This window comes from Inquilinus sp. CA228, from assembly GCF_052078665.1.
In the GTDB taxonomy this organism is placed as follows: Bacteria; Pseudomonadota; Alphaproteobacteria; order DSM-16000; family Inquilinaceae; genus Inquilinus.
The window spans coordinates 1-21,297 of record NZ_JBQJIK010000110.1; the positions used below are offsets into that span (position 1 = coordinate 1).

Sequence of the window (21,297 nt, forward strand, 5' to 3'; positions counted from 1 at the left end):
AGGGTTGGTTCAGCAACCTCAACCTCTCACAGGCGCGGTCGCTATCCACTCCCCATAGGGTCTTGACCCGGGCATCCAGAGGGTCTCGACATTCTCTGGATTGCCGGGTCAAGCCCGGCAATGACAGGGAGAGGGGAGGCCGCAGGAGCCTCTCCTCACTTTCCTGCAGTCGGCTCCAGCCCGGTGGCGGCGATGGCCGGGGCGGCGGCGGGGGAGGCCAGGAAGTCCAGCAGCCTCTTAGCCGCCGCCGGGTCGTGCGAGCCGGCGACGATGCCGGCGGAATACAGCGTCACCTGCTGCAGCTCCGGCGGCAGCGGCCCGACCAGGTCGATACCCTCGACCGCCTTCAGCTCGGCGATCTGCTGGAAGCCCAGCTCCGCCTCGCCCTTGGCCACGATCTCGCCGACCGGCGTGGCCGGGATCTTGCGGGCCTTGCCGGCCATCTGCTCGGCGATGCCCAGGCGCTGGAACATCTGGGTCGAGATGTAGACGCCGCTGGCGCTGTCGGAATAGGCGATCGACTTGGCGGCCAGCAGCGCCTGCTTCACGGCCTCGGCCGAGCTGATGTCCGGCTTCGGCGCGCCGGCCCGCACCGCGACGCCGATGCTGGAGCGGGCCAGGACGACCTTGCTGTCGGCGATCACCTTGCCCTGCTTGATCAGGTCGTCGAGGGCATAGCCGACCATGATCACGACATCCAGCTTTTCGCCGCGGGCCAGCCGGGCCGGCACCGCGTTCGGCGTGTCGCCCATCGACGGGCCCCAGTTGATCTTCAGCGTGTCGCCGCTGGCGCGCTCGTAGTCCGGCGCCAGGGCGCGGTAGGCGGCGGCGAAACCGCCGGAGCTGACGACCTGCAGCTCGGCTGCGGCGACGGGTTGCACGAGCAGCAACAGGCTGGCGGTGACCAGGGCGGCGGCGCGGGAGAGGATCGGCGGCAGCGTCATGGGGAGAATCCTCGGCTGAATCGGGATCAGGGTCCTATCGTCGCCGAAAACAGCGCGCCCCGTGGCCCGCGGGTCCGGCAGCCCAGCCATGCCGGATGGTCGGACACCGTGCCGCAGCTCCGCGGGCTTGCCCGGCACAGCCTTATGTCCGACGTACCGCCCATGCGCGCCGCCGTCGCGGCGTGCTCGGAGTTCCCGCATGAGCCTGGCCCTCGACCCCGATTTCCTCCGCCTCCTGGCCGGCAGCCACGCCCAGCTGGTCGGCGCGCCGCTGCTGCCGGAGGAAGGCGACGCCGCCGAGCAGGCGCGCTGGCTGTACGAGGGGGCGCCGTTCTGCGTGCTGGCGCACAACATCGACGCCGATCCCCGCTTCGTCTACGCCAACAAGGCGGCCCAGGCCCGCTTCGAATACGGCTGGGACGAGTTCGTAACGCTGCCCTCCCGCCTCTCCGCCGAGGCGCCGGACCGTGCGGAACGGCAGCGCCTGCTGGACGCCGTCGCCCGCGACGGCTTCATCGGCGACTATCGCGGCCTGCGCATCGCCAAATCCGGCCGCCGCTTCTGGATCGAGAACGCCACGGTCTGGCAGCTGATCGACGAGGCCGGCGCGCTGCGCGGCCAGGCGGCGACCTTCCGCGACTGGCGGGACGAGTAGGGGCTCGGCCCTCGACCCTCAGCCGCCCTGCCGGGTCCCCAGCTGCTGCCAGTGGCCGGGGTTGAGCAGCAGCCGGCCGGAGTCCTCGAAGCGCAGGGTCAGGGGGTAGCGCCCCGGCACCATGAAATCGGTGGCCGAGACCGGCTTCAGCTCGGTCTTCTCCTCCTTGCCGATGGCGAAGGCGTCGCGCGCGCCGGTCGCCTGGGCGAACAGCGCGTCGCCCTCGGCCGTGACCTTGACCGTCACGAAGGGGCTGAAGACGTAGTCGCCGGCCAGCGCCGCCAGCTTGTCCGCCGGCAGCACCGGCTTGCCGGCCGGCGTCGCCGGCTTCGGCTGGTCCGGCACCGAGGCCAGGATCGCGTCCCACATCACCTCGCCGCCGATCACGCCGAGATCGACCGTCGGCAGCATCGCCGCCTCGTCCTCCAGCTCGCCGGTCGAGACGGCGTACAGCACGTCGCCGTCGAACTCGGTGGCGAAGGGCTGCAGCGCCCGGCCCATCGAGCTGTGCACCTGGATCGCCAGGCGCTGCAGTTCCGCCGGCTTCAGCTTCTGGTTGGTGACGACCAGGCTGACCGTGGTGTTGCGGGCCGGGGCGTCGGCGTTCGGCGCGCCGGTCCAGCCTGGCTTGCGGCTGGCCGGATAGCCCGCCAGCAGCGCCGCGGTGGTCAGGTCCTTCGGCCAGCCCTCATCGCCGTAGCAGGCCGCCACCTTGCCGTCGCGGGTCGTCACCACGCCCAGCGCGTTGACCACGACGAAGGCGGCGACCTTGACCGGACCGATCTGGCGGAAGGCGCCGCCCTGGCCGGAGAAGGCGTTGCAGCCGAACAGCGACCCGGTGACCGCCAGCCGACCGGCGCCCTGGGCGCCCAGCGGGAAGATACCGGGCCGCGTGGCGCGGAAGGCGGCCTGGGCCAGCCGCTTGTCCGGCACCAGCTCGTTCAGCCGGCGGCCGCCGAGATCATAGATGATGGCGCCGACCGACAGCGCGATGTTGTCCCAATGGCCGCCGCGGACGCCGTCCTCCTTCAGCGCCGAGGCGACGGCGGTGGTGGCCTCCAGCCCGTACCAGGAGCCGCCGGCGAACACCACGGTGTCCAGCTCCGGCGCGTCGTAGCCCAGGCGCAGATAGTCGGTGTTGACCGTGCCGGGCCCGCCGCCGCGGACATCGACCGCGGCCAGGGATCGCCGGTCGAAATGGAACACGGTGACGCCGGTCGGTCCCTCCTCGTACTCGCCGGTGCCGACCTGGATCGCCGGCCAGTCGAACCGCAGCAGCTTGTCGCCGGCGTTCAGCACCGGTGCCGGCGCATCCTGTGCCGCAGCCGGCAGCGCTGCCAGCAGGGCGGCGAGCAGGCCGGCTGCCATCGTTCCGCCGATCGATCCCGGGCTTTTCCGTCGATTCCGCATCCCGTCCCCCTGTCCTGTGATCCGCCGGCCGCCGGCGGCGCGAACGGGAATGCTGTCCCAACCGCGCTGCATCCGGAAGGGGATAGTGGCGCCGCCGCCCTGCGATCCCATCTTCATGGGGGCGACAGCGCAGACGGAGGCAGGCGATGCCGCGTTCCCCGATCCTCTCCCGCCGCGCCCTGCTGGGCGCCCTGGCAGCGTCCGGCGCCGCGCCGCTGCTGCCGGTTCCGGCCGCGACGGCGCAGGCGGCCCCGGTCACCCGGCCGATCCCCTCGACCGGCGAGGCGCTGCCCGTGGTCGGGCTCGGCAGCTGGATCACCTTCAATGTCGGCGACGACCCGCAGGCGCGCGACGACTGCGCCGAGGTCATGCGCGCCTTCTTCGCCGAGGGCGGCGGGCTGATCGATTCCTCGCCGATGTACGGCTCGGCCCAGGCGGTGATCGGCCATGGCCTGGCCCGGCTCGGCCGGCCCGCCGGCCTGTTCGCGGCCGACAAGGTCTGGACCTCCGGCGACGGGCCGGGGCAGATCGAGCAGTCGCGCCGGCTCTGGGGCGTGCCCCGGTTCGACCTGCTGCAGGTCCACAACCTGCTGGCCTGGGAGGCGCATCTCGACACGCTCTTCGCCATGAAGGCGGAGGGCCGGCTGCGTTACGTCGGCATCACCACCTCGGAGGGGCGGCGGCATGGCGAGATCGAGCAGGTGATGCGCGGCCGGCCGATCGACTTCGTCCAGATCACCTACAACATTCTTGACCGCGAGGTGGAGGATCGCATCCTGCCGCTGGCCCAGGACCGCGGCATCGCCGTCATCGTCAACCGGCCGTTCCGCCAGGGCGACCTGATCCATGACCTGGAGGGCGAGCCGCTGCCCGGCTGGGCCGGTGAGATCGGCTGCGCCAGCTGGGCCCAGATCCTGCTGAAATTCGTGGTCTCGCACCCGGCCGTCACCTGCGCCATCCCGGCCACCACCCGCGTCGACCATGTGCGGGAGAATCTCGGCGTCGCCCGCGGCCCGATGCCGGATGCGGCGATGCGCCGGCGGATGGCCGCGGATGTCGAGGCGCTGTGATGGCGGAGTGGTGGAGCTACCGCCTCTCCGACTTCCTGCTGTTCTCGCCCCGCACCTATCACCGGCTGTTCGAGCTGTACAACGCGGCGATCTGGCCGGCGCAGGCGGCGGCCGTCCTGCTCGGGCTGCTGATGCTGGGGCTGCTGCGGCGCGGCGGTCCGGTGGCGGGGCCGGCCGTCGCCGCCATCCTGGCCGCCTGCTGGGCCTGGGTGGCGATCGCCTTCCATCTCGACCGCTACGCCACCATCAACTGGGCTGCGTCTTGGGCCGCGGCGGCCTTCCTGGCCCAGGCGGCGCTGCTGGTCTGGGCCGGGGTGATCGGCGGCCGGCTCTCGGCCCCGCCGCGGCTCGACGCCGCCGGCCGGGCCGGGGTCGGGATGGTCCTGTTCGCGCTGCTGCTGCAGCCGGCGATCGGCCTGCTGCTCGGCCGACCCTGGCGCCAGGCCGAGATCTTCGGCGTCGCGCCCGACCCGACCGCGATCGGCACGCTCGGCCTGCTGCTGGCCCTGGCCGGGCCTTCGCGCTGGGTGCTGATGGTCCTGCCGGCGCTGTGGTGCGCGGCCACCGGGGCGACGCTCCGGGCGATGTCGGCGCCGGACGCCTGGGTGGCGCCGGCCGCGGCGCTGCTGGCGCTCGTGCTGACGGGCTGGCAGGGGCTGCAGCGCCGGCGCCCGTCCTGATCGGCGCCGCTACGCCTTCTTGTTCCGCAGGGCCTCGGCCTGGGCGTAGAACTTCTTCTCCCACTCCTTGTGCGCGTCCTGCCCCTCGCGGATGAAGGGCGTGAAGACGGCCATGTTCAGGAGCAGCCAGTTCACCAGCCGGGCCGGGAAGCGCAGCGGCTTGATGAAGTCGATGAACAGCACCACCCGGGTCTTGTCGGTGTGGTTCCAGGCCTCGTGCTCATAGGCGTCGTCGAACACCAGGGCCTTGCCCTCGTCCCAATGGCAGATCTGGTTGTCGACGCGGATCGCCAGCTGCTCGCGCGGCTCCGGCACCAAGAGCGGCAGATGCAGCCGCAGCACGCCGTTGTAGGGGCCGCGATGCGCCGCCAGATGCTTGCCCGGCTCGAAGATCGAGAACATCGCCGTCTTCAGCCCCGGGATCTTCTGGACGATGCGCCAGGTCTCCGGGCACTGGGCGATGTTCTTCTCCGAGCTGACGCCGTAGCCGGCCAGGAAGAACGTCTTCCAGTGGTTGTCCTTGCTGATGGTCTTCACGTCGGACGAGATGTCCTGGAAGCTCGGCAGCTCGTGCTGGCGCAGCAGCACGCGGTCCAGCTCCGTCCGGATCAGCGGCCATTCCCGCTCGATCTCGGCGACCCAGGGGAAGATGGCGGTGTCGTAGACCGGCGGGTTGCCGACCTTGGTGTATCTCAGGTTGAGCCGCTCGGCCCAGGAGACGAGCCGCATGAAGAAGCGCGTCACCGCGCTCGGCCGCTCCAGGGTCGGGTCGATGCCTTCGGTGACCAGCACCTGCTTCGGGTTGATTGGGCCCGGATGCGTCGCGGTGCCTTGGTTTCCGACGCTTGCGTTCACGGTCTCACACTCCGACTGTGCTCTCGCTTCCGACCAGAGGCAGCGACTTGGCTCGTCGCTGCGACGAGGGGATTATATCGCAGAAAACGGCGGTTGGGATCTTGATCCGCCAGGGATTCCTTCCCCTACACCAATGGCAGGGCGGTTGCTATCGCTCCATCTGCGAATCATTCCTAGCCGGATTTGTGACAACGTCAAGACACTGCAGGGGTGGCGCGGTGCCGCGGATCGCGGCAGGACCAGCCGCAGCGTCACGTCGCCTCACCCGAGAAGAGCGCCGCGATCCGTTCGCTTTCGGCGTCGAACGCCTCCAGCGTCAGCGTGGGATACTGCCCGGCCAGCAGCCCGAGGCGACGGCCTGCATCGGGAGCAGCGGCTACTGGGACGAGGCGAGCCACAGGGCGGCCGCCGCGGGCAATGACGACTTCCGTCTCGCGGCCCGTCTCAATCGCGGCAATCAAGCGAGAGAGGTTGGATTTTGCCTCGGATATGCTGACGGCGCTCATGGCAACTGGGCCTCGCTAAACTCGACCTGCATAGGACGGTGGCGATCGCTTTCAAATCGGCACTTCCGCCCTCTGCGCGCCTGACGTAGGCATCCGGTCGCGCTATGGTGACCGGCAACCCGCCGGAGGCCCGCCCATGCCGTCGCTCGCGCATCTGCTGCCCTTCTTCATCGCCACGGTGCTGATCGCGATCATCCCGGGGCCGGCGATCCTCTACACCGTGGCCCAGACGCTGGCGCGCGGCCGGGCGGCGGGGTTCCGCGCCGCCACCGGCATCGCGGTCGGCGACCTGGTCCATGTCGTGGCCGCCGCGGCCGGGCTGTCGGCGGTGTTCCGCTGGTCGCCGACCCTGTTCCTGGTGGTGAAGATCTACGGCGCCGCCTATCTGGTCTGGCTCGGCATCCGCATGGTGCGCAGCCGCGGGGCCGGCGACGCCCTGCCGCTTCTGGCGCAGAAGACGGCGCGCCGGGCCTTCGCCGAAAGCGTGACGGTTGAGCTCCTGAACCCGAAGACGGCGCTGTTCTTCATCGCCTTTCTGCCGCAATTCGTCGACCCCTCGGCCGGCCTGCCGGTCTGGGCTCAGTTCCTGGTACTGGGGATGATCGTCAACGCCGTGTTCTTCGCGGCGGACGTCGCCACCCTCTTGTGCATCGACCGGGCGATGGCCCGGCTGCGCCGCAGCGAGCGGGTGGCGCGCTGGCTCCGCCTGGCCAGCGGCTCGGCCCTGGTCGGCCTCGGCGCGCATATGGCGCTCAGCCGGAACTGAACGGCCCGCCCGGCTTACGGTTTATTCATCCGGCTTAATGTGCCGCGGTCGCGGTGCCGGCGTAGCATCACGCCGCGACTCATTACGCGTTTCAGTCGCAACGCCCCACCCCTTCGAAGGTGAATCGCATGCGGCTGTGGATCCTCCCCCTCTGTGTCGCCGCGGGGCTGTCCCTGTCCTCCGCCCGGGCCGAGGAGTTCTATGTCGGCGAGCCGGTGGTCAAGGAGGGCATGCAGATCGTGCCGAATTACCTCCTGGGCATCGAGATGGACCGGATGCCCAAGGGCATGGCCATGGGGCCCGACACCGTCCATCTGGAGGTCGACGTGCATGCGACCAAGGACGAGACCCACGGCTTCGCCGAGGATAGCTGGATCCCCTACCTGACCGTCCACTATCAGCTGGAGAAGATCGGCAGCCATTTCCATGAGCGTGGCGAGCTGTATCCGATGACGGCGGGGGACGGCCCGCACTATGCCAACAACATCAGGATGGACGGGCCGGGCAAGTATCACCTGACCTACGTCATCGATCCGCCCTCGTCGAACGGTTTCATCCGCCACATCGACAAGGCGACCGGGGTGCCCGCCTGGTGGTCGCCGGTGACCGCCGACTGGACCTTCGACTACCCCAGCAAGGCTAAGGCCGAATGACGATCCTGAGCCGGTTGGCCTGGGCGGGCCTCGCGCTCACCCTCGCCGCAACCCCCGCCCTGGGCGAGGGGCCGGCGCGGATCGAGGTCGAGCTGAAGGACCATGTCTTCACCCCCTCGACCATCGAGGTGCCGGCCGGGCAGCGGGTCGAGATCCTGGTGCGGAACCGGGACGACACGGCGGAGGAATTCGACTCGACCGCGCTCAAGGTCGAGAAGGTGATCGCCGGCGGCGACGAGGGCGTGGTCCGGCTCCATCCGCTCGAGCCCGGCGAGTACCCGTTCATCGGCGAGTACCACAGCGACACCGCCAAGGGCGTCGTCGTCGCGAAATAGGGGCCGCCATGCTCGCATCGCTGATCATCGTCTTCCGCGAGATGCTGGAAGCCGGGCTGAGCGTCGGCATCGTGCTGGCGGCGACCCGCGCCGTGCCGCGGCGAGGCCTGTGGGTCGGGCTCGGCATTGCCGGCGGTGTGATCGGCGCCTGTCTGGTCGCGGCCTTCGCCGGAGCGCTCGCCGACCTGTTCGACGGGTCCGGGCAGGAACTGTTCAACGCCGCGGTGCTCGGCGTCGCGGTCCTGATGCTGACCTGGCACAATGTCTGGATGGCCAGCCACGGCCGCGAGATCGCGGCCGAGATGCGGGCGGTGGGGCAGGAGGTACAGGCCGGCCGCCGCACCCTCGCGGCGCTCGCCGTGGTGGTCGGCGTCGCCGTGCTGCGCGAGGGGGCGGAGGTGGTGCTGTTCCTCTACGGCGTGATCGCGGCCGGGGGCACCACCGCGGCCGGGGTGGCGGCCGGCGTGGTGCTCGGCATCGTCGCCGGCGGCCTGGTCAGCGCGCTGCTCTATTTCGGCCTGCTCGCCATCCCGGTCCGGCACTTCTTCCGGGCGACGACCGGGCTGATCACGTTGCTCGCTGCCGGCCTCGCCGCCCAGGCCGTCGCCTTCCTGCAACAGGGCGGCTATGCCGATGCCTGGTCGACCCCGCTGTGGAACAGCAGCGCGGCGCTGCCCGAGGACGGCATCCCCGGCCGGGTGCTGCACACGCTGGTCGGCTACACCGACCAGCCGACGGGGATGCAGCTCGTCGCCTATCTCGCGGTGGTGACGGTGATCCTGGGGCTGATGCGGGTGGTGTCCGGGGCGTCGCCAGGGCGGGTGGCCGCGGGCTAGGCGCAGGCCGGGAAACAATCATGCGCACCGCGTGACCGCGGCGGGGACCGCTCCTATACTCGCCTCCGTGACAGGAGGAATGCCGCCATGACCGCCTTCGACAAGCGCAGCCCCGCCGATTGGGAGGCGCTGGCCCGGAAGGAGCTGCGCGACCGCCCGCTCGAGACGCTGTCCTTCGAGACGGCCGAGGGCGTCGCGGTCAAGCCGCTCTACACCGCGGCGGACGTGCCGGCGGACACGGCGGCGGAGCTGCCGGGCTTCGCCCCGTTCACCCGCGGCGTGCGCGGCACGATGTATGCCGGCCGGCCCTGGACCGTGCGGCAGTACGCCGGCTTCTCCACGGCGGAGGCGTCGAACGCCTTCTACCGCGCCAACCTGGCGGCCGGGCAGCAGGGCGTCTCGGTCGCCTTCGACCTGGCCACCCATCGCGGCTACGACAGCGACCATCCGCGCGTGGTCGGCGATGTCGGCAAGGCCGGGGTCGCGATCGATTCCGTCGAGGACATGAAGATCCTGTTCGACGGCATCCCGCTCGACCGCATGTCGGTGTCGATGACCATGAACGGCGCCGTGCTGCCGGTGCTGGCCGGCTACATCGTGGCGGCGGAGGAGCAGGGGGTGGCGGAGGCCAAGCTGTCCGGCACCATCCAGAACGACATCCTCAAGGAGTTCATGGTCCGGAACACCTACATCTACCCGCCCGGGCCCTCGATGCGGATCGTCGCCGACATCATCGCCTATACCGCCGAGCGGATGCCGAAGTTCAACTCGATCTCGATCTCCGGCTACCACATGCAGGAGGCCGGGGCGACGGCGGTGCAGGAGCTGGCCTACACCCTGGCCGACGGCCTCGAATATGTCCGCGCCGCGATCTCCGGTGGGCTCGACGTCGACGCCTTCGCCGGCCGCCTGTCCTTCTTCTTCGCCATCGGCATGGACTTCTTCACCGAGGTGGCGAAGCTGCGCGCCGCCCGCCTGCTCTGGGCCGAGCTGATCCAGGCCGAGTTCGCGCCGAAGAAGGCCGAGAGCCTGATGCTGCGCACCCATTGCCAGACCTCCGGCGTGTCGCTGACCGAGCAGGATCCCTACAACAACGTGGTCCGCACCACGGTCGAGGCGCTGGCCGCGGTGCTGGGCGGGACCCAGAGCCTGCACACCAACAGCTTCGACGAGGCGCTGGGCCTGCCCACGCCGTTCTCCGCCCGCATCGCCCGCAACACCCAGCTGATCATCGCCGAGGAGACCGGGGTGACCCGCACCGTCGACCCGCTCGGCGGCAGCTACTATGTCGAGGCGCTGACGGCCGAGCTGGCGGCCAAGGCCCGGGTGCTGATCGACGAGGTCGAGGCCATGGGCGGCATGACCAAGGCGGTCGAGGCCGGCCTGCCGAAGCTGCGGATCGAGGAGAGCGCGACCCGCCGCCAGGCCCGGATCGACCGCGGCGAGCAGGTGATCGTCGGCGTCAACAAATACGCGCCGGACAAGCCGGACCATGTCGAGGTGCTGGCGATCGACAATTCGGCGGTGCGCGAATCCCAGGTGGCGCGGCTGAAGCAGATCCGCGCCAGCCGGGACGAGGCCGTGTGCCGGGCGGCGCTTTCGGCGCTGACAGAGGCGGCGAAATCCGGCGAGGGCAATCTCCTGGACCTGGCGGTCAGGGCGACCCGGGCCCGGGCCACGGTCGGCGAGATCTCCGACGCGCTGGAGCAGGTGTTCACCCGCCACCGCGCCGTGATCCGCTCCGTCTCCGGCGTCTATGGCGGCGCCTTCGCCGGCGACGAGGGCTATGCCCGGATCCAGCAGGAGGTGGCGCGCTTCGCCGAGGCCGAGGGCCGGCGGCCGCGCATGCTGGTGGTAAAGATGGGCCAGGACGGCCACGACCGCGGCGCCAAGGTGATCGCCACCGCCTTCGCCGATATCGGCTTCGACGTCGACATCGGCCCCCTGTTCCAGACGCCGGAGGAGGCGGCGCGCCAGGCGATCGAGAACGACGTCCATGTCGTCGGCGTCTCGTCCCAGGCGGCCGGGCACCTGACCCTGGTGCCGCAACTGATGGCGGCGCTGAAGGCCGAGGGCGCCGGCGACATCCTGGTGGTGTGCGGCGGCGTGATCCCGCCGCAGGATTACGAGCCGCTGCTGGCCGCCGGCGTCAGCGCCGTCTACGGCCCCGGCACCAACATCCCGCAGGCGGCGGCCGAGATCCTGGTTCTGATCAGCAAGGCCCGGGCCGCGGCGGCGTAGGGTCTCCGGCGGAGGCCGTCGTGCGGCTGTTCCATTTCAGCGACGACCCGGCGATCGCCCGGTTCGAGCCGCGGCCGGTGCGCGTGCCGTCGGCCCGCCCCGCCGGGCGGGAGTGGCTGAACGGTCCGCTGGTCTGGGCGGTCGATGACGCCCACGAGATGCTCTACCTGTTCCCGCGGGACTGCCCCCGGATCCTGGCCTGGACGACGCCGCAAAGCTCGGCGGCGGACCGGGCGCACTGGCTGGGGCCGGGCGATCCCCGCGCCATCGCCTTCGTCGAGACCGCCTGGATCGACCGGCTGCGGGCCGCCGCAATCCACCGCTACGAGTTGCCGCCCGAGACCTTCCGCAGCCTCGAGGATGCCGGGATGTGGGTGTCCGAAGCGCCTGTCGTGCCGCTCGGCCGCGTCGCCCTCGCCGGGCTCGACGGCGAGCTGGCCCGCCGCGGCGTCGACCTCCGCGTCGTCGGCTCCCTCGCGCCGCTCGCCGCGCTCTGGGACAGCAGCCTGCATGTCAGCGGCATCCGGCTGCGCAGTTCGGCCACCTGGGCGCTGGCGCCGTCGTCGGGTCCGCGCTAGGATCGTTCCGTCTTTGTTCCGGAGGATCCGTGGCGAAACGGGCCGGCAGCGCCGATCTGCCCCTGCATCACGGCCGGGTGCCCGCCTGGCTCGGCCGGCGCATGTCCCGGCTGGGCGCGGTGATCGCCGAGGCGATCATCCACCATTACGGCCGCGACGAGTTCCTGCGCCGGCTGGCGCACCCCTTCTGGTTCCAGTCCTTCGGCGCCGTGATGGGCATGGACTGGCATTCCTCCGGCATCACCACCAGCGTGATCGGCGCGCTGAAGCGCGGCCTGCAGCCGATGGCGGGCGAGCTCGGCCTGCATGTTTGCGGCGGCCGCGGCGCCCATTCGCGGCAGACCCCGGCGGAGCTGATGGACATCGGCCAGCGCGTCGGCTTCGACGGCGCGGCGCTGGCCAGGGCCAGCCGGCTGGTCGCCAAGGTCGACAGCGCCGCGGTGCAGGACGGCTTCGACCTGTACCTGCACGGCTTCATCGTCGCCGATGACGGGCGCTGGGTGGTGGTGCAGCAGGGCATGAACGGCGCCAGCCGCCTGGCCCGCCGCTATCACTGGTGCTCCGAGGATCTGAAGAGCTTCGTCGAGGCCCCGCACACGGCGATCGAGGGGCCCGGCCAGGGCGTCATCGTCAACCTGACCGACCGGAGGGCCGCGGCCTCGCGCCACCGCCAGCTCGACCTGCTGCGCGACCTCGGCCCCGACCGCATCACCGACGAGGTCGCGGCGCTGGCGGGCCGGGTCCCGCCGCCGCCGGACCAGCCGGCGCTGCCGGAGCAGCCGTCGCTGCCGCATCTGGTCATGCCGGCGCATCACGATGTCCGGCCCAAGGACGTGATTCTGCGCCGACTGCACGGGGCCCTGGCCGCGGCGGCGGACCGGGCGCCGGAGGATTTCTCCGAGCTGCTGCTGGTGCCGGGCGTCGGCGCCCGCACCGTGCACTCGCTGGCCATGGTGGCGGAGGTGGTGCATGGCGCGCCCTGCCGCTTCGCCGATCCGGGCCGCTTCTCGCTGGCCCATGGCGGCAAGGACCGCCACCCCTATCCGGTGCCGACCCTGGTCTACGACCAGACCATCGCGGTGCTGAAATCCGCCGTCGCCCAGGCCAGGCTGGGCAGTGACGAGCGGCTGGACGCGATCCGCCGCCTCGACGACCAGGCCCGGCGGGTCGAGCGCCACGCCACCGGCCCGACCCTGCCGGAGCACATCGCGGTCGAGCGCCGCCGCTCCCACGAATATGGCGGCCGCAGCGTCTTCGGCTGGGAGCCGCCGCCGGCCGAGGTCTCGGCCGATATTCCGGGCAATGCCACGAAAATGCCTTGATTGCGGCCGGATCGAAGCAACCGGGTCATGCGTTGAGAGGTCTGAGTTGGTGGGTCCGGCCCGGTGGGCCGCCCGGCAGCAGAAGGACAGGACCTGATGATCTCGACTCGCCGCATTCTGGCCGGTGCCCTGGCCGTCGTCGCGGTCACGCTGGCGGTGTCGACCCCGGCTCTCGCCGACAGCTGGAAGAAGCATCGCGGCTGGGGGCCGCCCTGGCGCCAGCACCACGGCTACTACGACCGCGGCTACTACGACCGCGGCTACTACGACCGCCGCCCGGACGTGGTGGTGGTGCAGCCGCGCCCGCGCTACTACTACGAGCGCCCTCGGGTCTACTATGAGCGGCCGCCGGTCTATTACGAGCGCCCGCCCGTCTATGTCGAGCGGCCGCCGGCCTACTACGAGCCGCCGCCCGCCTATTACGCGCCGGCCCCGGGCATCTCGGTCAACATCCCGCTGCGCTTCGACTGAGGCCCGGCATGCAACAGTCCCTGGTGCGCCTGTCGCTCCTGGCGCTGCTCGCCTTGACCGCCGCCGCCCCGACCCTGCTGCTGCACCCGGCGGCGGCGCTGGCGGATGATGACGACGACGATGATGACGATGGCGGCCACTGGCGCCAGGACCGCCACCGGCATTGGCGCGACGGGCCGCCAGCCTATTACTACTACCGGCCGCATCGCGACCGGGTGGTGATCTACGACGACCCGCCGGCCTACTACGTGCGGCGGCCGCGGCCGGTCTATGTCGAGCCGCCCTCCCCGGTCTATGTGGCGCCGACGCCGGGGATCACGATCAACATCCCGCTGCGCTTCGATTGAGCCCCAGCCGGCTGCGGCCCCGTGCCGCGGCCGGCTTTTGCCGTCCCTGCCAATTCCGCTTGCAATCGCGCCGCGAAGCCCTATCTTGAGATTGCGAATGATTTGCAGTCGCTGTTCGAGATTGCGGTCGTTCACGAGATCACGGATCGGGCGGGCTGGACGACCTAGCCGACGCCATCGTGAAAGCCGTCGATCCGTCGACGATCGGGCCGGTCCCTGGCTGGCGTTCCTCCGGCCCGATCCACACTTGAAGCCTCCGGAGCCTCGCTCCGGAGGCTTTTTTCATGGGGCGCGGCGGGCCAGGATGACGCCGGCCAGGGCCAGCGCGCCCAGCACCGCCATGGCGATGCCGGTCCATTGCATGCCGTCGGTGACGACGAACTGGTTGTACTGCCACCAGACCGGGCCGGCGCGGTTGCCCAGCACCGCGGCCACCTGCAGTGCGGTCCAGGCCACCCCGACCCGCAGCGGCCCGGCACCGCGCCCGAGGATGGCGGCGAATCCGGCCAGCACCGCCAGCGCATAGGCCGGGTTGCTGCTCACGCCCCAGGCCAGCGACACCGGCACCTGGATGTCGAGCCCATACAGCGCCCACAGGACGACAGCCGCGGCCAACGGGCCGGCGACCAGCAGGCCAAGCCCGGGATGCAGGGCGACCAGCATCAGGACCAGACCGATGGCCGCGAAGCCGATCAGAGCCGCCTGCCCCGCCAGATCCTGCCCTTCGCCGACAAGCGCCGCATGCTCCAGGAGCGGCTGCCGGATGGCGTTCAGCCAGACGATCGGCGCCAGCAGCAGCACCAGTCCGATGGCGGCCGCGGCTGCCGCGGCCGGCGCGGCACGGGTGGTGGCCGCCGGCGCTGCGGCGGCTGGGCTGCGCCAGGTCACGAAGGCCAGGGCCAGGGCCATCGCAGCCCAGAACAGGATCGGGCCGAGGGGTATGGCAAACGTGCCGGGGGACTGCAGCAACTGGGTGATGACGGCGACGAGGATCGGCCCGAACAGCGTCGCTGCCGCGGCCGCCATCACGGTGATGCGGCCGCCCGAACCGCCGCCCAGCCGTATCAGGTGCAGATGGTTTCCGACCACCAGCCCCGCTGCGCCTGCGATCACGGCGATCCACAGCACGCTGGGAAGGATCAGGCTGTCGTCAGGCCCCAGGGGCTGGCGCAGCAGAATCAGGAAACCGATCAGCGCCAGCGTCAGCAGCAGCCCGCCGCCGATGATCAGCGGGCGCTCGCCGTGGAGCCGTGCCAGGCCGGCCCAGGCGAGAAAGGGCAGCAGGGCGAGCAGTGTCTCTCCCGTCGCGATCCCATAGGGACCGGCCTGCGCCAGCAGCGCCGGCAGAAGGGCGGGGAACACTCCGTAATAGAACAGAGGCAGGGCGCCGGCGCCCAGCGCCAGGCCCAGCACCGGCCGCACGAATAGGGCGGAGGAAGGTCAGTCGCCGCGAACCGCCATGCCGGTTCAACTCCGAATCGTCAGCCGAGGGTCCCGCCCGGTCTACGGCAAAGGGGCCTTCGCCGGAAGGCCGCCGGGATCAGAGGTCGATGCGCCAGCGCAGCGATTCGGCACCGCCATAGGCCTCCGCCTTGCGGAAGCGTTCGACCAGCCGGCCGCCATTGGCCAGGATCACCCGCTGCGAGGCGAGGTTGTCGGGATCGGTGGTCAGGTCGACATGGGCCAGGCCCAGCGCCCGCACCTCCGGCAGCAGCAGCGCCAGGCCGCGCGTGGCATAACCGTGGCCCTGCTTCCAGGGCACCACGCTGTAGCCGATATGGCCCAGCACATGTGGCGGCAGGGCGGCGGTGCCGGGCTGCCAGCGGAAGCCGAAGCTGCCGCAGAAGTCGCCGTCCCACAGCCAGCGGTGGAAGCCGGGCAGCCGCGGCACGGTGCTGCCGTCCGGCATCGTGATCGGACCGCCGCGCGCCTCGGGATCGTCGAGGCCGGCAACGAAACCGGCCGGGTCCTGCGCAATCCGCTCCAATCTGCTCGCGCGCCGCCGCCTCCTTGCGGACAGTGTCCGGCGACCAGCCGCGGCGCAGCGCGTCGGCAAATCCGGGCAGGTGGTCCAGGGACGGGGCGATCAGGGCGACGGTCATCCACCCGTGGTAACGGAAAGCCCGCCCGCGGCGCAATGCCACGGGCGGGCTTCCGGTCGGGATGCGGTCAGAGACCCTTTGGAAATGCGCTGGCGTGAGTCGGCTGGTGGTGGTTTCGAGACCCGGCGCGCAGCGGACGTTCGAGTCCGTGAGCACCGGAAGCGGAGAAACCGCCGTCAGACGGCCGCGCCAGTAGCATTTCCAAACGGTCTCTCAGCGGTGCAGCGAGGCGGCCGCGTCCTCCAGCGCCTTGGCGACCACCGCGGGGTGGGCGACGAAGGCGGTGTGGCTGCCGGTCACCGACACCACATGGGCGCCGATGCGCTCGGCCTCCCAGCGCTGCAGGTCCGGGTTGATCACCCGGTCGGCGGTCGACACCAGGAACCAGGAGGGCAGCTTCTTCCAGGCCGCCGTGGTCACCTTCTCGCCGAAGGCAGCGGTCGCGATCGGGCCCTGGGTGGCGGCCATCACCGCCGCCTGCGCCGGGGAGGAATCGGCGGCGAAGGAGCTGTGGAAGCGGTCGGCCGGGATGGTGGCGAAGCCGTCCGGGCCGGGCTGGATCGCGTCGGCCTCGATCGCCGCCGGACCGTGCTTGAACACGTCGGCCGCGGATTCGCCGACATCCGGCGCCAGGGCGGCGACATAGGCCAGGCCGGCCACCTTCGGGTCCTCGACCTGGGTGATCACCACGCCGCCCCAGGAATGGCCGACCAGCAGCGTCGGGCCGTCCTGCTGCGCCAGCACCCGCCTGGTGGCGGCGACGTCGTCGGCCAGCGAGGTCAGCGGGTTCTGCACCGCGGTGACGTGGTAGCCCTTGGCCTGCAGGGCGGCGACCACCCCGGCCCAGCCGGAGCCGTCGGCGAAGGCGCCGTGCACCAGGACGATGTTCTTGACGCCGGCGGGCGCCGCCTCGGCCGCCTGGGCCATGCCGAGCGACAGGGCGGCGACGGCCGCCAAGGCCAGCGCTTTGACGGAAACGCTCATGGGGAACTCCGGACGCTGCGTGGGGACGGGGCCGGCCGGATCGCCAGCCCCGTCGTGAGATCAGGCGACGGTCAGGCGGACGTTCAGGCTGCCGCGGGTGGCGTGCGAGTAGGGGCAGACGACATGGGCGCGGGCGACCAGGTCCTCGGCGACGGCGCGCTCCAGGCCCGGCAGGGCGATGGTCAGGCCGACATCCAGGCCGAAGCCCTGGCCGTCGTCGCGCGGGCCGACGCCGACATCGGCGGTCACGGTGCTCTCCGGCGCGACCTTCACCTTGGCCTGGCCGGCGACGAATTTCAGCGCGCTCAGGAAGCAGGCGGAATAGCCGGCGGCGAACAGCTGCTCGGGGTTGGTGGCGTCGCCGCCCTGGCCGCCCAGCTCCTTCGGCGTGGTCAGGGCGACGGACAGCTTGCCGTCCTCGCTGGTGGCGCGGCCGTCGCGGCCGCCGGTCGCGGTGGCCTTGGTGCGGTAGAGGATAGCCATGATCGATCTCGCTTGATGAGGGGGCGGCGGGTTGCCGCTTGCGAGAAACTAGATAGCGAACAATTGAATTGCTCGCTATGCAATGCGCGAGAGGGCGGTCATGCAAAATTGAATGGTGTGCAATTCAATTGCCTCTGGTATCTGGTCGGATTGCCCAGTCACCGTCCCCAGCCGGGGAGATCCCGCGATGCCCGACACCCTGGAAGCCCCGTACCGCCTGTCCGACCAGCTGTGCTTCGCCGTCTATTCCACGGCGCACGCCTTCAACCGCGTGTACAAGCCGCTGCTGGATCGGATCGGCCTGACCTATCCGCAATACTTGGTGATGTTGGTGCTGTGGGAGCGGGACGGCCTCGCCGTGAAAGCGATCGGCGACCAGCTGTTCCTCGACTCCGGCACGCTGACTCCGCTCCTGAAGCGACTCGAATCCGCAGGGCTGGTCGAGCGCCGCCGAAGCCGCGACGACGAGCGGGTGGTGCACATCCACCTGACCCCGGCCGGCCGGGCGATGCAGGAAGAGGTGGCGACGGTGTTCGAAGGCATCGGCTGCGCCTCCGGCCTGACGGCGGAGACGGCGGGGGCGCTGCAACGGGCGCTGCAGGCGGTGCGCGACCAGCTGCAGGCCAGCGCCGCCTGACGGCGGCGCCGGCCCTCAGGCGTCAGCTCTTGCTGGCGTCGGTCGACGGGTCCAGCAGCCGGTGCAGATGCACCACGAAGTAGCGCTTCTGGGCGTCGTCCACCGTCGCCGCCGCCTTGGCCCGCCAAGCGGCATAGGCCTCGGCGTAGTTCGGGAACAGGCCGACGATGTCGACCTTCGACAGGTCGGCGAATTCGACGCTCTGCGTGTCCTTGAGGTCGCCGCCGAGGACGAGGTGCAGGAGCTGCTTGGGCTGGTCGGTCATGGGGGTCACTTCGTGCCGAACATGCGGTCCCCGGCATCGCCGAGGCCTGGGAGGATATAGGCGTTGTGGTCGAGTCCGCGGTCGAGCGCCGCGGTGTAGATGCGCACGTCGGGGTGCTTGGCGTGCAGCGTGCGCACGCCCTCCGGCACCGCCACCAGCGCCATGAAGCGGATCAGCTCGTCCGGCACGCCGTGGCGGTTCAGCACGTCGACGGCGTGGACCGCGGAGTTGCCGGTGGCCAGCATCGGGTCGACCGCGATGAAGATGCGGCCCTGCGCCTCCGGCAGCTTCACCAGGTACTCGACCGGCATCTTGGTGTCATGGTCGCGATACAGGCCGATATGGCCCTGGCGGGCGGAGGGGATCAGCTCGATCAGCCCCTCGGTCATGCCCAGCCCGGCGCGCAGGATCGACACCAGCGCCACCTTCTTGCCCAGCAGCACCGGGGCGTCCATCGGCTCCAGCGGCGTCTCGATCCGCTCGGTGGTCATCGGCAGGTCGCGGGTGATCTCGTAGCCCATCAGCAGCGAGATCTCGCGCAGCAGCCGGCGAAATCCGTTGGTCGACCGCCCCTTGTCCCGCATGTGCGACAGCTTGTGCTGGATCAGCGGGTGGTCGAGGATGAAGAGGTTGGGGAATTCGGGCAGCGTCTTCATCGGGCCTCGGCGCGGCGGTGTCGGCCCGACCATACAGGGTGGGGCCGGCGGTTCCAAGGGCCGGGCCTGCACCCCAGGCGGTCAGGCCCGTTCCAGCGTGAACCCCTCGTCCAGCCAGCCGGTCAGGCCGCCGATCATCACCTTCACCGGCCGGCCCAGCTCGGCCAGCCGGATCGCGGCCCGGTCGGCGCCGTTGCAGTGCGGCCCGGCGCAATAGACCACGAACAGCGTGTCCTGCGGCCATTCGGCCATGCGCTCGGCGGTGATCGTCCGGTGCGGCAGGTTGATCGCGCCGGGAACGTGGCCGGCAGCATAGGCCTTCGGCCCGCGCGCCTCGGCCAACACGAAGCCGGGTGTGCCGGAAGCCAGCGCCTCGTGCACGTCGGAGCAGTCGGTCTCGAAGGCCAGCCGGGCGCGGAAATGGGCCAGCGCCTCGGCGGCGGGGGCGGCGGGAACGGCGGTGACGGGGTTGCTCATGGTCGGTCTCCGTGGGATGCGGGCGCCACTCTGCCCCGGCCGGTCGGGCCGGGCCATTGGCGCGGATGACAGGGACCGGGCAGATCTTGCCAATTAGGGTTGGAAGAACCGATGGCCGCCGATGGTGACGAGATAGGCCTCGGGCGTGGCCCAGGCCGGGGCGCCGACGCGGGCCGGGGCGTAGAAATGGGTGGCGCCCTGGGTCGGGTCGGTGAAGATGCCGGCCATCATGTGCAGCGCCACCGACCAGGCGATGCGGAACCGGGCCGCGTCGCGGATGGTCAGGTCGCCGGTGGTCCAGGGGAACTGGCCGTTGTCGGTGATCACGCGGCAGATGGTCTTGGGATAGGCCGGGCTGCGCAGCCGGTTCAGCACCACCTGCGCCACCGCCAGCTGGCCCAGCCGGGTCTCGCCCTGGGCCTCGAAATACACCGCATAGGCCAGGCAACGGGCCTGGCGCAGCACCTGCGGCCGCTGCCGCGCATCGGCCAGCCGCAGCCGGCTGACGATCAGGCGGCGGATCTGCGCCGGGCCGGCACGGCTTCGCACGGAGGGCTGGACGGTGGGGGCCGGCTCGGCCGCCGCCGGCGCGTCCGGGCGGCTCGGGATCAGGCTGCCAGGGGTCTCGTCGGACGGCATGATCCAGCCCTCGCCCAGCTCCTGGGCGCGCAGCCCAGGCGCCAGGCACAGCGCCAGCAGCACCGCCAGCAGCGGCGTGAGACGGGCCGGCCGGCGCATCAGGGCGGCGGGGGCGGGAACAGCGGCAGCTCGACCGCGCCGTCCGGGCCGATCAGCGTCACCGATCCGGGCTCGATCCGGTCGACATGCCAGCCGGACAGGTCGTCACCCGGCCGGGCCGTCATGATCTCACCGGTGTCGTCGCGGCGCAGCAGTGCCACGCCCTGGTCGCCGGCCAGGATCACGCCCTGCACCGTCACCGCGGGCGGCGGCTCGGCCGTCGGCGGCGGGGGCGGCGGCGCCTCCGCTTCCGGCGGCGGGGGCTGCGGGCCGCGGCGGCTCGGGTTGAACAGCGGCCGCTCCACCGTCTCGGTCAGGGCCGACAGCTCCGGCGCCAGCAGTGCCGGGGGCGGCTCGGCGGCCGGCGTCTGCGGCGGCAGCGCCGCCTGGGCGTTGCCGGAGCGCACGACGGCCGGCACCGCGGCCGGGTCGTCCGGTTCCAGCAGGTAGGACACGCCGATCGCGAGCGGGCCCAGCAGGACCAGCAGGCGGGTCAGGGGATGCCACGCCATGTCAGCTGCCCTCCGGCCGGCGCATCACGCCATAGACATCGACCGAGACCGTCAGCTCCGGATCCTCCTCGCCTTCGGTCGATTCGGTGCGGATGGTGAAGGCGGGGACGAACAGCGGCGGCGCTCCGGCCTCGAAGGCCTGCAGGATGTTGCGCAGCGCCTCGATCCGGGCGCCGAAGCTGGCGCGCAGCCCGACCCGGCTGTAGCCGCCAGGATCCGCCACCGCCGGCAGCACGGTCATGCTGTCGACCCGGCCGCCCTGGGCCGCGACGACGCCGGAGACCAGTTGCTGCAGCGAGGCGCCGGCGATCGCCGGGCTGGCGCCCTGCAGCGCCGGGGTCTCGCCGCCCGCCGCCGCGACCAGGGCGGCCTTGCGCTCCTCCAGCCGGTCGCGGGTCAGCGACAGCCGGGCCAGCAGCGCCAACTCCTGCCGCAGCCCCGCGGCGGTGTCGTCGGCGTCGCGGATGGCGACCGCCCCGGCGGCGAAGCCGGCGCCGATGCCGACCAGCAGCAGCAGCAGCAGGCCGATGGCGATCAGGCGGCGGGCCGCAGGGCTGAGATCGATATTCATGGCTGCGAGCCTCCCGCCGGCCCCAGCGTGGCGCTGACGGCGAAACGGTCCTGGCCGCGCTGCGGGTCGCGCACGCTCGGCGCGGCGAAGGCGACGGATTGCAGCTGCGGCAGCGTCGACAGCACCGGGATCAGCCCGGCGGCATCATCGGCGAAGCCGCCCAGCCGCAGGGTGCCCTGGTCCAGCGACAGCTCGGTCAGCCA

General features: G+C 71.3%; 28 protein-coding genes. 13 read left to right on the forward strand and 15 right to left on the reverse strand.

Annotated elements, in window-relative coordinates; translation table 11 throughout:
• Nucleotides 1–155 precede the first annotated feature (155 nt).
• Nucleotides 156–944 (reverse strand): substrate-binding domain-containing protein, encoded by a 789-nt coding sequence (locus tag ACTOWL_RS34790; protein WP_441325888.1) that lies wholly within the window; start codon nt 942–944, stop codon nt 156–158.
• Nucleotides 945–1,143: 199 nt separating this feature from the next.
• Between ACTOWL_RS34790 and ACTOWL_RS34795 the strand changes: the two genes are divergently transcribed.
• Nucleotides 1,144–1,599, forward strand: coding sequence for an MEKHLA domain-containing protein (locus ACTOWL_RS34795; RefSeq protein WP_441325889.1), 456 nt, complete (start codon nt 1,144–1,146; stop codon nt 1,597–1,599).
• Nucleotides 1,600–1,617: 18 nt separating this feature from the next.
• Here the strand turns inward: ACTOWL_RS34795 and ACTOWL_RS34800 are convergent, their stop codons facing one another.
• On the reverse strand, nt 1,618–2,967 hold the full coding sequence (locus ACTOWL_RS34800; RefSeq protein ID WP_441325890.1) for a P1 family peptidase: 1,350 nt from the start codon (nt 2,965–2,967) through the stop codon (nt 1,618–1,620).
• 188 nt (nt 2,968–3,155) lie between these two features.
• Here ACTOWL_RS34800 and ACTOWL_RS34805 point away from each other — a divergent pair, with 188 nt between their 5' ends.
• Together ACTOWL_RS34805 and ACTOWL_RS34810 are read left to right on the forward strand one after the other, a co-directional pair.
• Nucleotides 3,156–4,079 carry an aldo/keto reductase gene (locus tag ACTOWL_RS34805; RefSeq protein ID WP_441325891.1) on the forward strand — a complete coding sequence of 308 codons (924 nt, stop codon included), beginning with the start codon at nt 3,156–3,158 and terminating at the stop codon, nt 4,077–4,079.
• Complete coding sequence (locus ACTOWL_RS34810; protein ID WP_441325892.1) at nt 4,079–4,759, forward strand: DUF6064 family protein; 681 nt, start codon at nt 4,079–4,081, stop codon at nt 4,757–4,759. Before ACTOWL_RS34805 ends, ACTOWL_RS34810 begins: the two co-directional genes overlap by 1 nt.
• Before the next feature lie 9 nt (nt 4,760–4,768).
• Here the strand turns inward: ACTOWL_RS34810 and ACTOWL_RS34815 are convergent, their stop codons facing one another.
• Together ACTOWL_RS34815 and ACTOWL_RS34820 are read right to left on the reverse strand one after the other, a co-directional pair.
• Nucleotides 4,769–5,614, reverse strand: coding sequence for an aspartyl/asparaginyl beta-hydroxylase domain-containing protein (locus ACTOWL_RS34815; RefSeq protein WP_441325893.1), 846 nt, complete (start codon nt 5,612–5,614; stop codon nt 4,769–4,771).
• A gap of 251 nt (nt 5,615–5,865) precedes the next feature.
• Nucleotides 5,866–6,120 carry a type II toxin-antitoxin system Phd/YefM family antitoxin gene (locus ACTOWL_RS34820; RefSeq protein ID WP_441325894.1) on the reverse strand — a complete coding sequence of 85 codons (255 nt, stop codon included), beginning with the start codon at nt 6,118–6,120 and terminating at the stop codon, nt 5,866–5,868.
• Between the two features lie 136 nt (nt 6,121–6,256).
• On the opposite strand from ACTOWL_RS34820, the gene ACTOWL_RS34825 reads away from it, so the two are divergent.
• The 9 genes from ACTOWL_RS34825 (at nt 6,257) to ACTOWL_RS34865 (ending at nt 13,669) form a co-directional block, all read left to right on the forward strand.
• On the forward strand, nt 6,257–6,886 hold the full coding sequence (locus ACTOWL_RS34825) for a LysE family translocator (protein WP_441325895.1): 630 nt from the start codon (nt 6,257–6,259) through the stop codon (nt 6,884–6,886).
• Between the two features lie 128 nt (nt 6,887–7,014).
• Complete coding sequence (locus ACTOWL_RS34830; protein WP_441325896.1) at nt 7,015–7,539, forward strand: iron transporter; 525 nt, start codon at nt 7,015–7,017, stop codon at nt 7,537–7,539.
• The gene (locus tag ACTOWL_RS34835; protein ID WP_441325897.1) at nt 7,536–7,874 is read left to right on the forward strand and encodes a cupredoxin domain-containing protein; all 339 of its coding nucleotides are present in this window, start codon (nt 7,536–7,538) and stop codon (nt 7,872–7,874) included. Before ACTOWL_RS34830 ends, ACTOWL_RS34835 begins: the two co-directional genes overlap by 4 nt.
• 8 nt (nt 7,875–7,882) lie before the next feature.
• The gene (locus ACTOWL_RS34840) at nt 7,883–8,710 is read left to right on the forward strand and encodes an FTR1 family iron permease (protein ID WP_441325898.1); all 828 of its coding nucleotides are present in this window, start codon (nt 7,883–7,885) and stop codon (nt 8,708–8,710) included.
• An 87-nt stretch (nt 8,711–8,797) separates the two neighbouring features.
• The gene (gene scpA, locus ACTOWL_RS34845; RefSeq protein ID WP_441325899.1) at nt 8,798–10,951 is read left to right on the forward strand and encodes a methylmalonyl-CoA mutase; all 2,154 of its coding nucleotides are present in this window, start codon (nt 8,798–8,800) and stop codon (nt 10,949–10,951) included.
• Between the two features lie 20 nt (nt 10,952–10,971).
• Nucleotides 10,972–11,529 carry a DUF6886 family protein gene (locus tag ACTOWL_RS34850; protein WP_441325900.1) on the forward strand — a complete coding sequence of 186 codons (558 nt, stop codon included), beginning with the start codon at nt 10,972–10,974 and terminating at the stop codon, nt 11,527–11,529.
• 29 nt (nt 11,530–11,558) lie between these two features.
• The gene (locus ACTOWL_RS34855) at nt 11,559–12,851 is read left to right on the forward strand and encodes a DUF763 domain-containing protein (protein WP_441325901.1); all 1,293 of its coding nucleotides are present in this window, start codon (nt 11,559–11,561) and stop codon (nt 12,849–12,851) included.
• Between the two features lie 96 nt (nt 12,852–12,947).
• Nucleotides 12,948–13,322 (forward strand): hypothetical protein, encoded by a 375-nt coding sequence (locus ACTOWL_RS34860; protein WP_441325902.1) that lies wholly within the window; start codon nt 12,948–12,950, stop codon nt 13,320–13,322.
• An 8-nt stretch (nt 13,323–13,330) separates the two neighbouring features.
• Complete coding sequence (locus ACTOWL_RS34865; RefSeq protein ID WP_441325903.1) at nt 13,331–13,669, forward strand: hypothetical protein; 339 nt, start codon at nt 13,331–13,333, stop codon at nt 13,667–13,669.
• A 282-nt stretch (nt 13,670–13,951) separates the two neighbouring features.
• On the opposite strand, the gene ACTOWL_RS34870 is transcribed toward ACTOWL_RS34865, so the two are convergent.
• The 4 genes from ACTOWL_RS34870 to ACTOWL_RS34885 form a co-directional block, all read right to left on the reverse strand.
• The gene (locus ACTOWL_RS34870) at nt 13,952–15,091 is read right to left on the reverse strand and encodes a hypothetical protein (protein ID WP_441325904.1); all 1,140 of its coding nucleotides are present in this window, start codon (nt 15,089–15,091) and stop codon (nt 13,952–13,954) included.
• A 118-nt stretch (nt 15,092–15,209) separates the two neighbouring features.
• The gene (locus ACTOWL_RS34875) at nt 15,210–15,656 is read right to left on the reverse strand and encodes a GNAT family N-acetyltransferase (protein ID WP_441325905.1); all 447 of its coding nucleotides are present in this window, start codon (nt 15,654–15,656) and stop codon (nt 15,210–15,212) included.
• A 328-nt stretch (nt 15,657–15,984) separates the two neighbouring features.
• Nucleotides 15,985–16,755, reverse strand: a complete 771-nt coding sequence (locus tag ACTOWL_RS34880) for an alpha/beta fold hydrolase (protein WP_441325906.1) — start codon at nt 16,753–16,755, stop codon at nt 15,985–15,987.
• A 60-nt stretch (nt 16,756–16,815) separates the two neighbouring features.
• Entirely contained in the window at nt 16,816–17,238 is a 423-nt protein-coding gene (locus ACTOWL_RS34885; protein ID WP_441325907.1) for an organic hydroperoxide resistance protein, read from the reverse strand.
• A 187-nt stretch (nt 17,239–17,425) separates the two neighbouring features.
• Between ACTOWL_RS34885 and ACTOWL_RS34890 the strand changes: the two genes are divergently transcribed.
• A complete protein-coding gene (locus tag ACTOWL_RS34890; protein WP_441325908.1) occupies nt 17,426–17,875 on the forward strand; it encodes a MarR family winged helix-turn-helix transcriptional regulator in 450 nt (149 codons plus the stop codon).
• 22 nt (nt 17,876–17,897) lie between these two features.
• Here the strand turns inward: ACTOWL_RS34890 and ACTOWL_RS34895 are convergent, their stop codons facing one another.
• The 7 genes from ACTOWL_RS34895 to ACTOWL_RS34925 all read right to left on the reverse strand — a co-directional run.
• Nucleotides 17,898–18,140, reverse strand: coding sequence for a DUF4170 domain-containing protein (locus tag ACTOWL_RS34895; RefSeq protein WP_441325909.1), 243 nt, complete (start codon nt 18,138–18,140; stop codon nt 17,898–17,900).
• A gap of 5 nt (nt 18,141–18,145) precedes the next feature.
• Complete coding sequence (gene upp, locus ACTOWL_RS34900; RefSeq protein ID WP_438605791.1) at nt 18,146–18,796, reverse strand: uracil phosphoribosyltransferase; 651 nt, start codon at nt 18,794–18,796, stop codon at nt 18,146–18,148.
• 81 nt (nt 18,797–18,877) lie between these two features.
• Nucleotides 18,878–19,273: a rhodanese-like domain-containing protein gene (locus tag ACTOWL_RS34905; protein ID WP_441325910.1), complete on the reverse strand. Its 396-nt coding sequence runs from the start codon at nt 19,271–19,273 to the stop codon at nt 18,878–18,880.
• 93 nt (nt 19,274–19,366) lie between these two features.
• Nucleotides 19,367–20,011 (reverse strand): cell wall hydrolase, encoded by a 645-nt coding sequence (locus tag ACTOWL_RS34910; protein WP_441325911.1) that lies wholly within the window; start codon nt 20,009–20,011, stop codon nt 19,367–19,369.
• The gene (locus tag ACTOWL_RS34915; protein ID WP_441325912.1) at nt 20,011–20,523 is read right to left on the reverse strand and encodes a hypothetical protein; all 513 of its coding nucleotides are present in this window, start codon (nt 20,521–20,523) and stop codon (nt 20,011–20,013) included. The genes ACTOWL_RS34910 and ACTOWL_RS34915 overlap by 1 nt, the downstream gene beginning before the upstream one ends.
• A gap of 1 nt (nt 20,524) precedes the next feature.
• Nucleotides 20,525–21,094, reverse strand: a complete 570-nt coding sequence (gene gspM, locus ACTOWL_RS34920) for a type II secretion system protein GspM (protein WP_441325913.1) — start codon at nt 21,092–21,094, stop codon at nt 20,525–20,527.
• A partial coding sequence (locus ACTOWL_RS34925; RefSeq protein ID WP_441325914.1) for a PilN domain-containing protein occupies nt 21,091–21,297 on the reverse strand: 207 nt, incomplete at its 5' end. The genes ACTOWL_RS34925 and gspM, both read right to left, overlap by 4 nt.

What these genes read in the sequence shown, in the direction of transcription:
- ACTOWL_RS34795 (WP_441325889.1), top strand. Translation starts at nt 1,144, where the DNA reads ATGAGCCTGGCCCTCGACCCCGATTTCCTCCGCCTCCTGGCCGGCAGC.
- upp (WP_438605791.1), bottom strand. Translation starts at nt 18,796, where the DNA reads ATGAAGACGCTGCCCGAATTCCCCAACCTCTTCATCCTCGACCACCCG.
- ACTOWL_RS34790 (WP_441325888.1), bottom strand. Translation starts at nt 944, where the DNA reads ATGACGCTGCCGCCGATCCTCTCCCGCGCCGCCGCCCTGGTCACCGCC.
- ACTOWL_RS34830 (WP_441325896.1), top strand. Translation starts at nt 7,015, where the DNA reads ATGCGGCTGTGGATCCTCCCCCTCTGTGTCGCCGCGGGGCTGTCCCTG.
- ACTOWL_RS34840 (WP_441325898.1), top strand. Translation starts at nt 7,883, where the DNA reads ATGCTCGCATCGCTGATCATCGTCTTCCGCGAGATGCTGGAAGCCGGG.
- ACTOWL_RS34860 (WP_441325902.1), top strand. Translation starts at nt 12,948, where the DNA reads ATGATCTCGACTCGCCGCATTCTGGCCGGTGCCCTGGCCGTCGTCGCG.
- ACTOWL_RS34835 (WP_441325897.1), top strand. Translation starts at nt 7,536, where the DNA reads ATGACGATCCTGAGCCGGTTGGCCTGGGCGGGCCTCGCGCTCACCCTC.
- ACTOWL_RS34915 (WP_441325912.1), bottom strand. Translation starts at nt 20,523, where the DNA reads ATGGCGTGGCATCCCCTGACCCGCCTGCTGGTCCTGCTGGGCCCGCTC.
- gspM (WP_441325913.1), bottom strand. Translation starts at nt 21,094, where the DNA reads ATGAATATCGATCTCAGCCCTGCGGCCCGCCGCCTGATCGCCATCGGC.
- ACTOWL_RS34905 (WP_441325910.1), bottom strand. Translation starts at nt 19,273, where the DNA reads ATGAGCAACCCCGTCACCGCCGTTCCCGCCGCCCCCGCCGCCGAGGCG.
- ACTOWL_RS34810 (WP_441325892.1), top strand. Translation starts at nt 4,079, where the DNA reads ATGGCGGAGTGGTGGAGCTACCGCCTCTCCGACTTCCTGCTGTTCTCG.
- ACTOWL_RS34880 (WP_441325906.1), bottom strand. Translation starts at nt 16,755, where the DNA reads ATGAGCGTTTCCGTCAAAGCGCTGGCCTTGGCGGCCGTCGCCGCCCTG.
- scpA (WP_441325899.1), top strand. Translation starts at nt 8,798, where the DNA reads ATGACCGCCTTCGACAAGCGCAGCCCCGCCGATTGGGAGGCGCTGGCC.
- ACTOWL_RS34800 (WP_441325890.1), bottom strand. Translation starts at nt 2,967, where the DNA reads ATGGCAGCCGGCCTGCTCGCCGCCCTGCTGGCAGCGCTGCCGGCTGCG.
- ACTOWL_RS34895 (WP_441325909.1), bottom strand. Translation starts at nt 18,140, where the DNA reads ATGACCGACCAGCCCAAGCAGCTCCTGCACCTCGTCCTCGGCGGCGAC.
- ACTOWL_RS34825 (WP_441325895.1), top strand. Translation starts at nt 6,257, where the DNA reads ATGCCGTCGCTCGCGCATCTGCTGCCCTTCTTCATCGCCACGGTGCTG.
- ACTOWL_RS34890 (WP_441325908.1), top strand. Translation starts at nt 17,426, where the DNA reads ATGCCCGACACCCTGGAAGCCCCGTACCGCCTGTCCGACCAGCTGTGC.
- ACTOWL_RS34885 (WP_441325907.1), bottom strand. Translation starts at nt 17,238, where the DNA reads ATGGCTATCCTCTACCGCACCAAGGCCACCGCGACCGGCGGCCGCGAC.
- ACTOWL_RS34910 (WP_441325911.1), bottom strand. Translation starts at nt 20,011, where the DNA reads ATGCGCCGGCCGGCCCGTCTCACGCCGCTGCTGGCGGTGCTGCTGGCG.
- ACTOWL_RS34805 (WP_441325891.1), top strand. Translation starts at nt 3,156, where the DNA reads ATGCCGCGTTCCCCGATCCTCTCCCGCCGCGCCCTGCTGGGCGCCCTG.
- ACTOWL_RS34820 (WP_441325894.1), bottom strand. Translation starts at nt 6,120, where the DNA reads ATGAGCGCCGTCAGCATATCCGAGGCAAAATCCAACCTCTCTCGCTTG.
- ACTOWL_RS34865 (WP_441325903.1), top strand. Translation starts at nt 13,331, where the DNA reads ATGCAACAGTCCCTGGTGCGCCTGTCGCTCCTGGCGCTGCTCGCCTTG.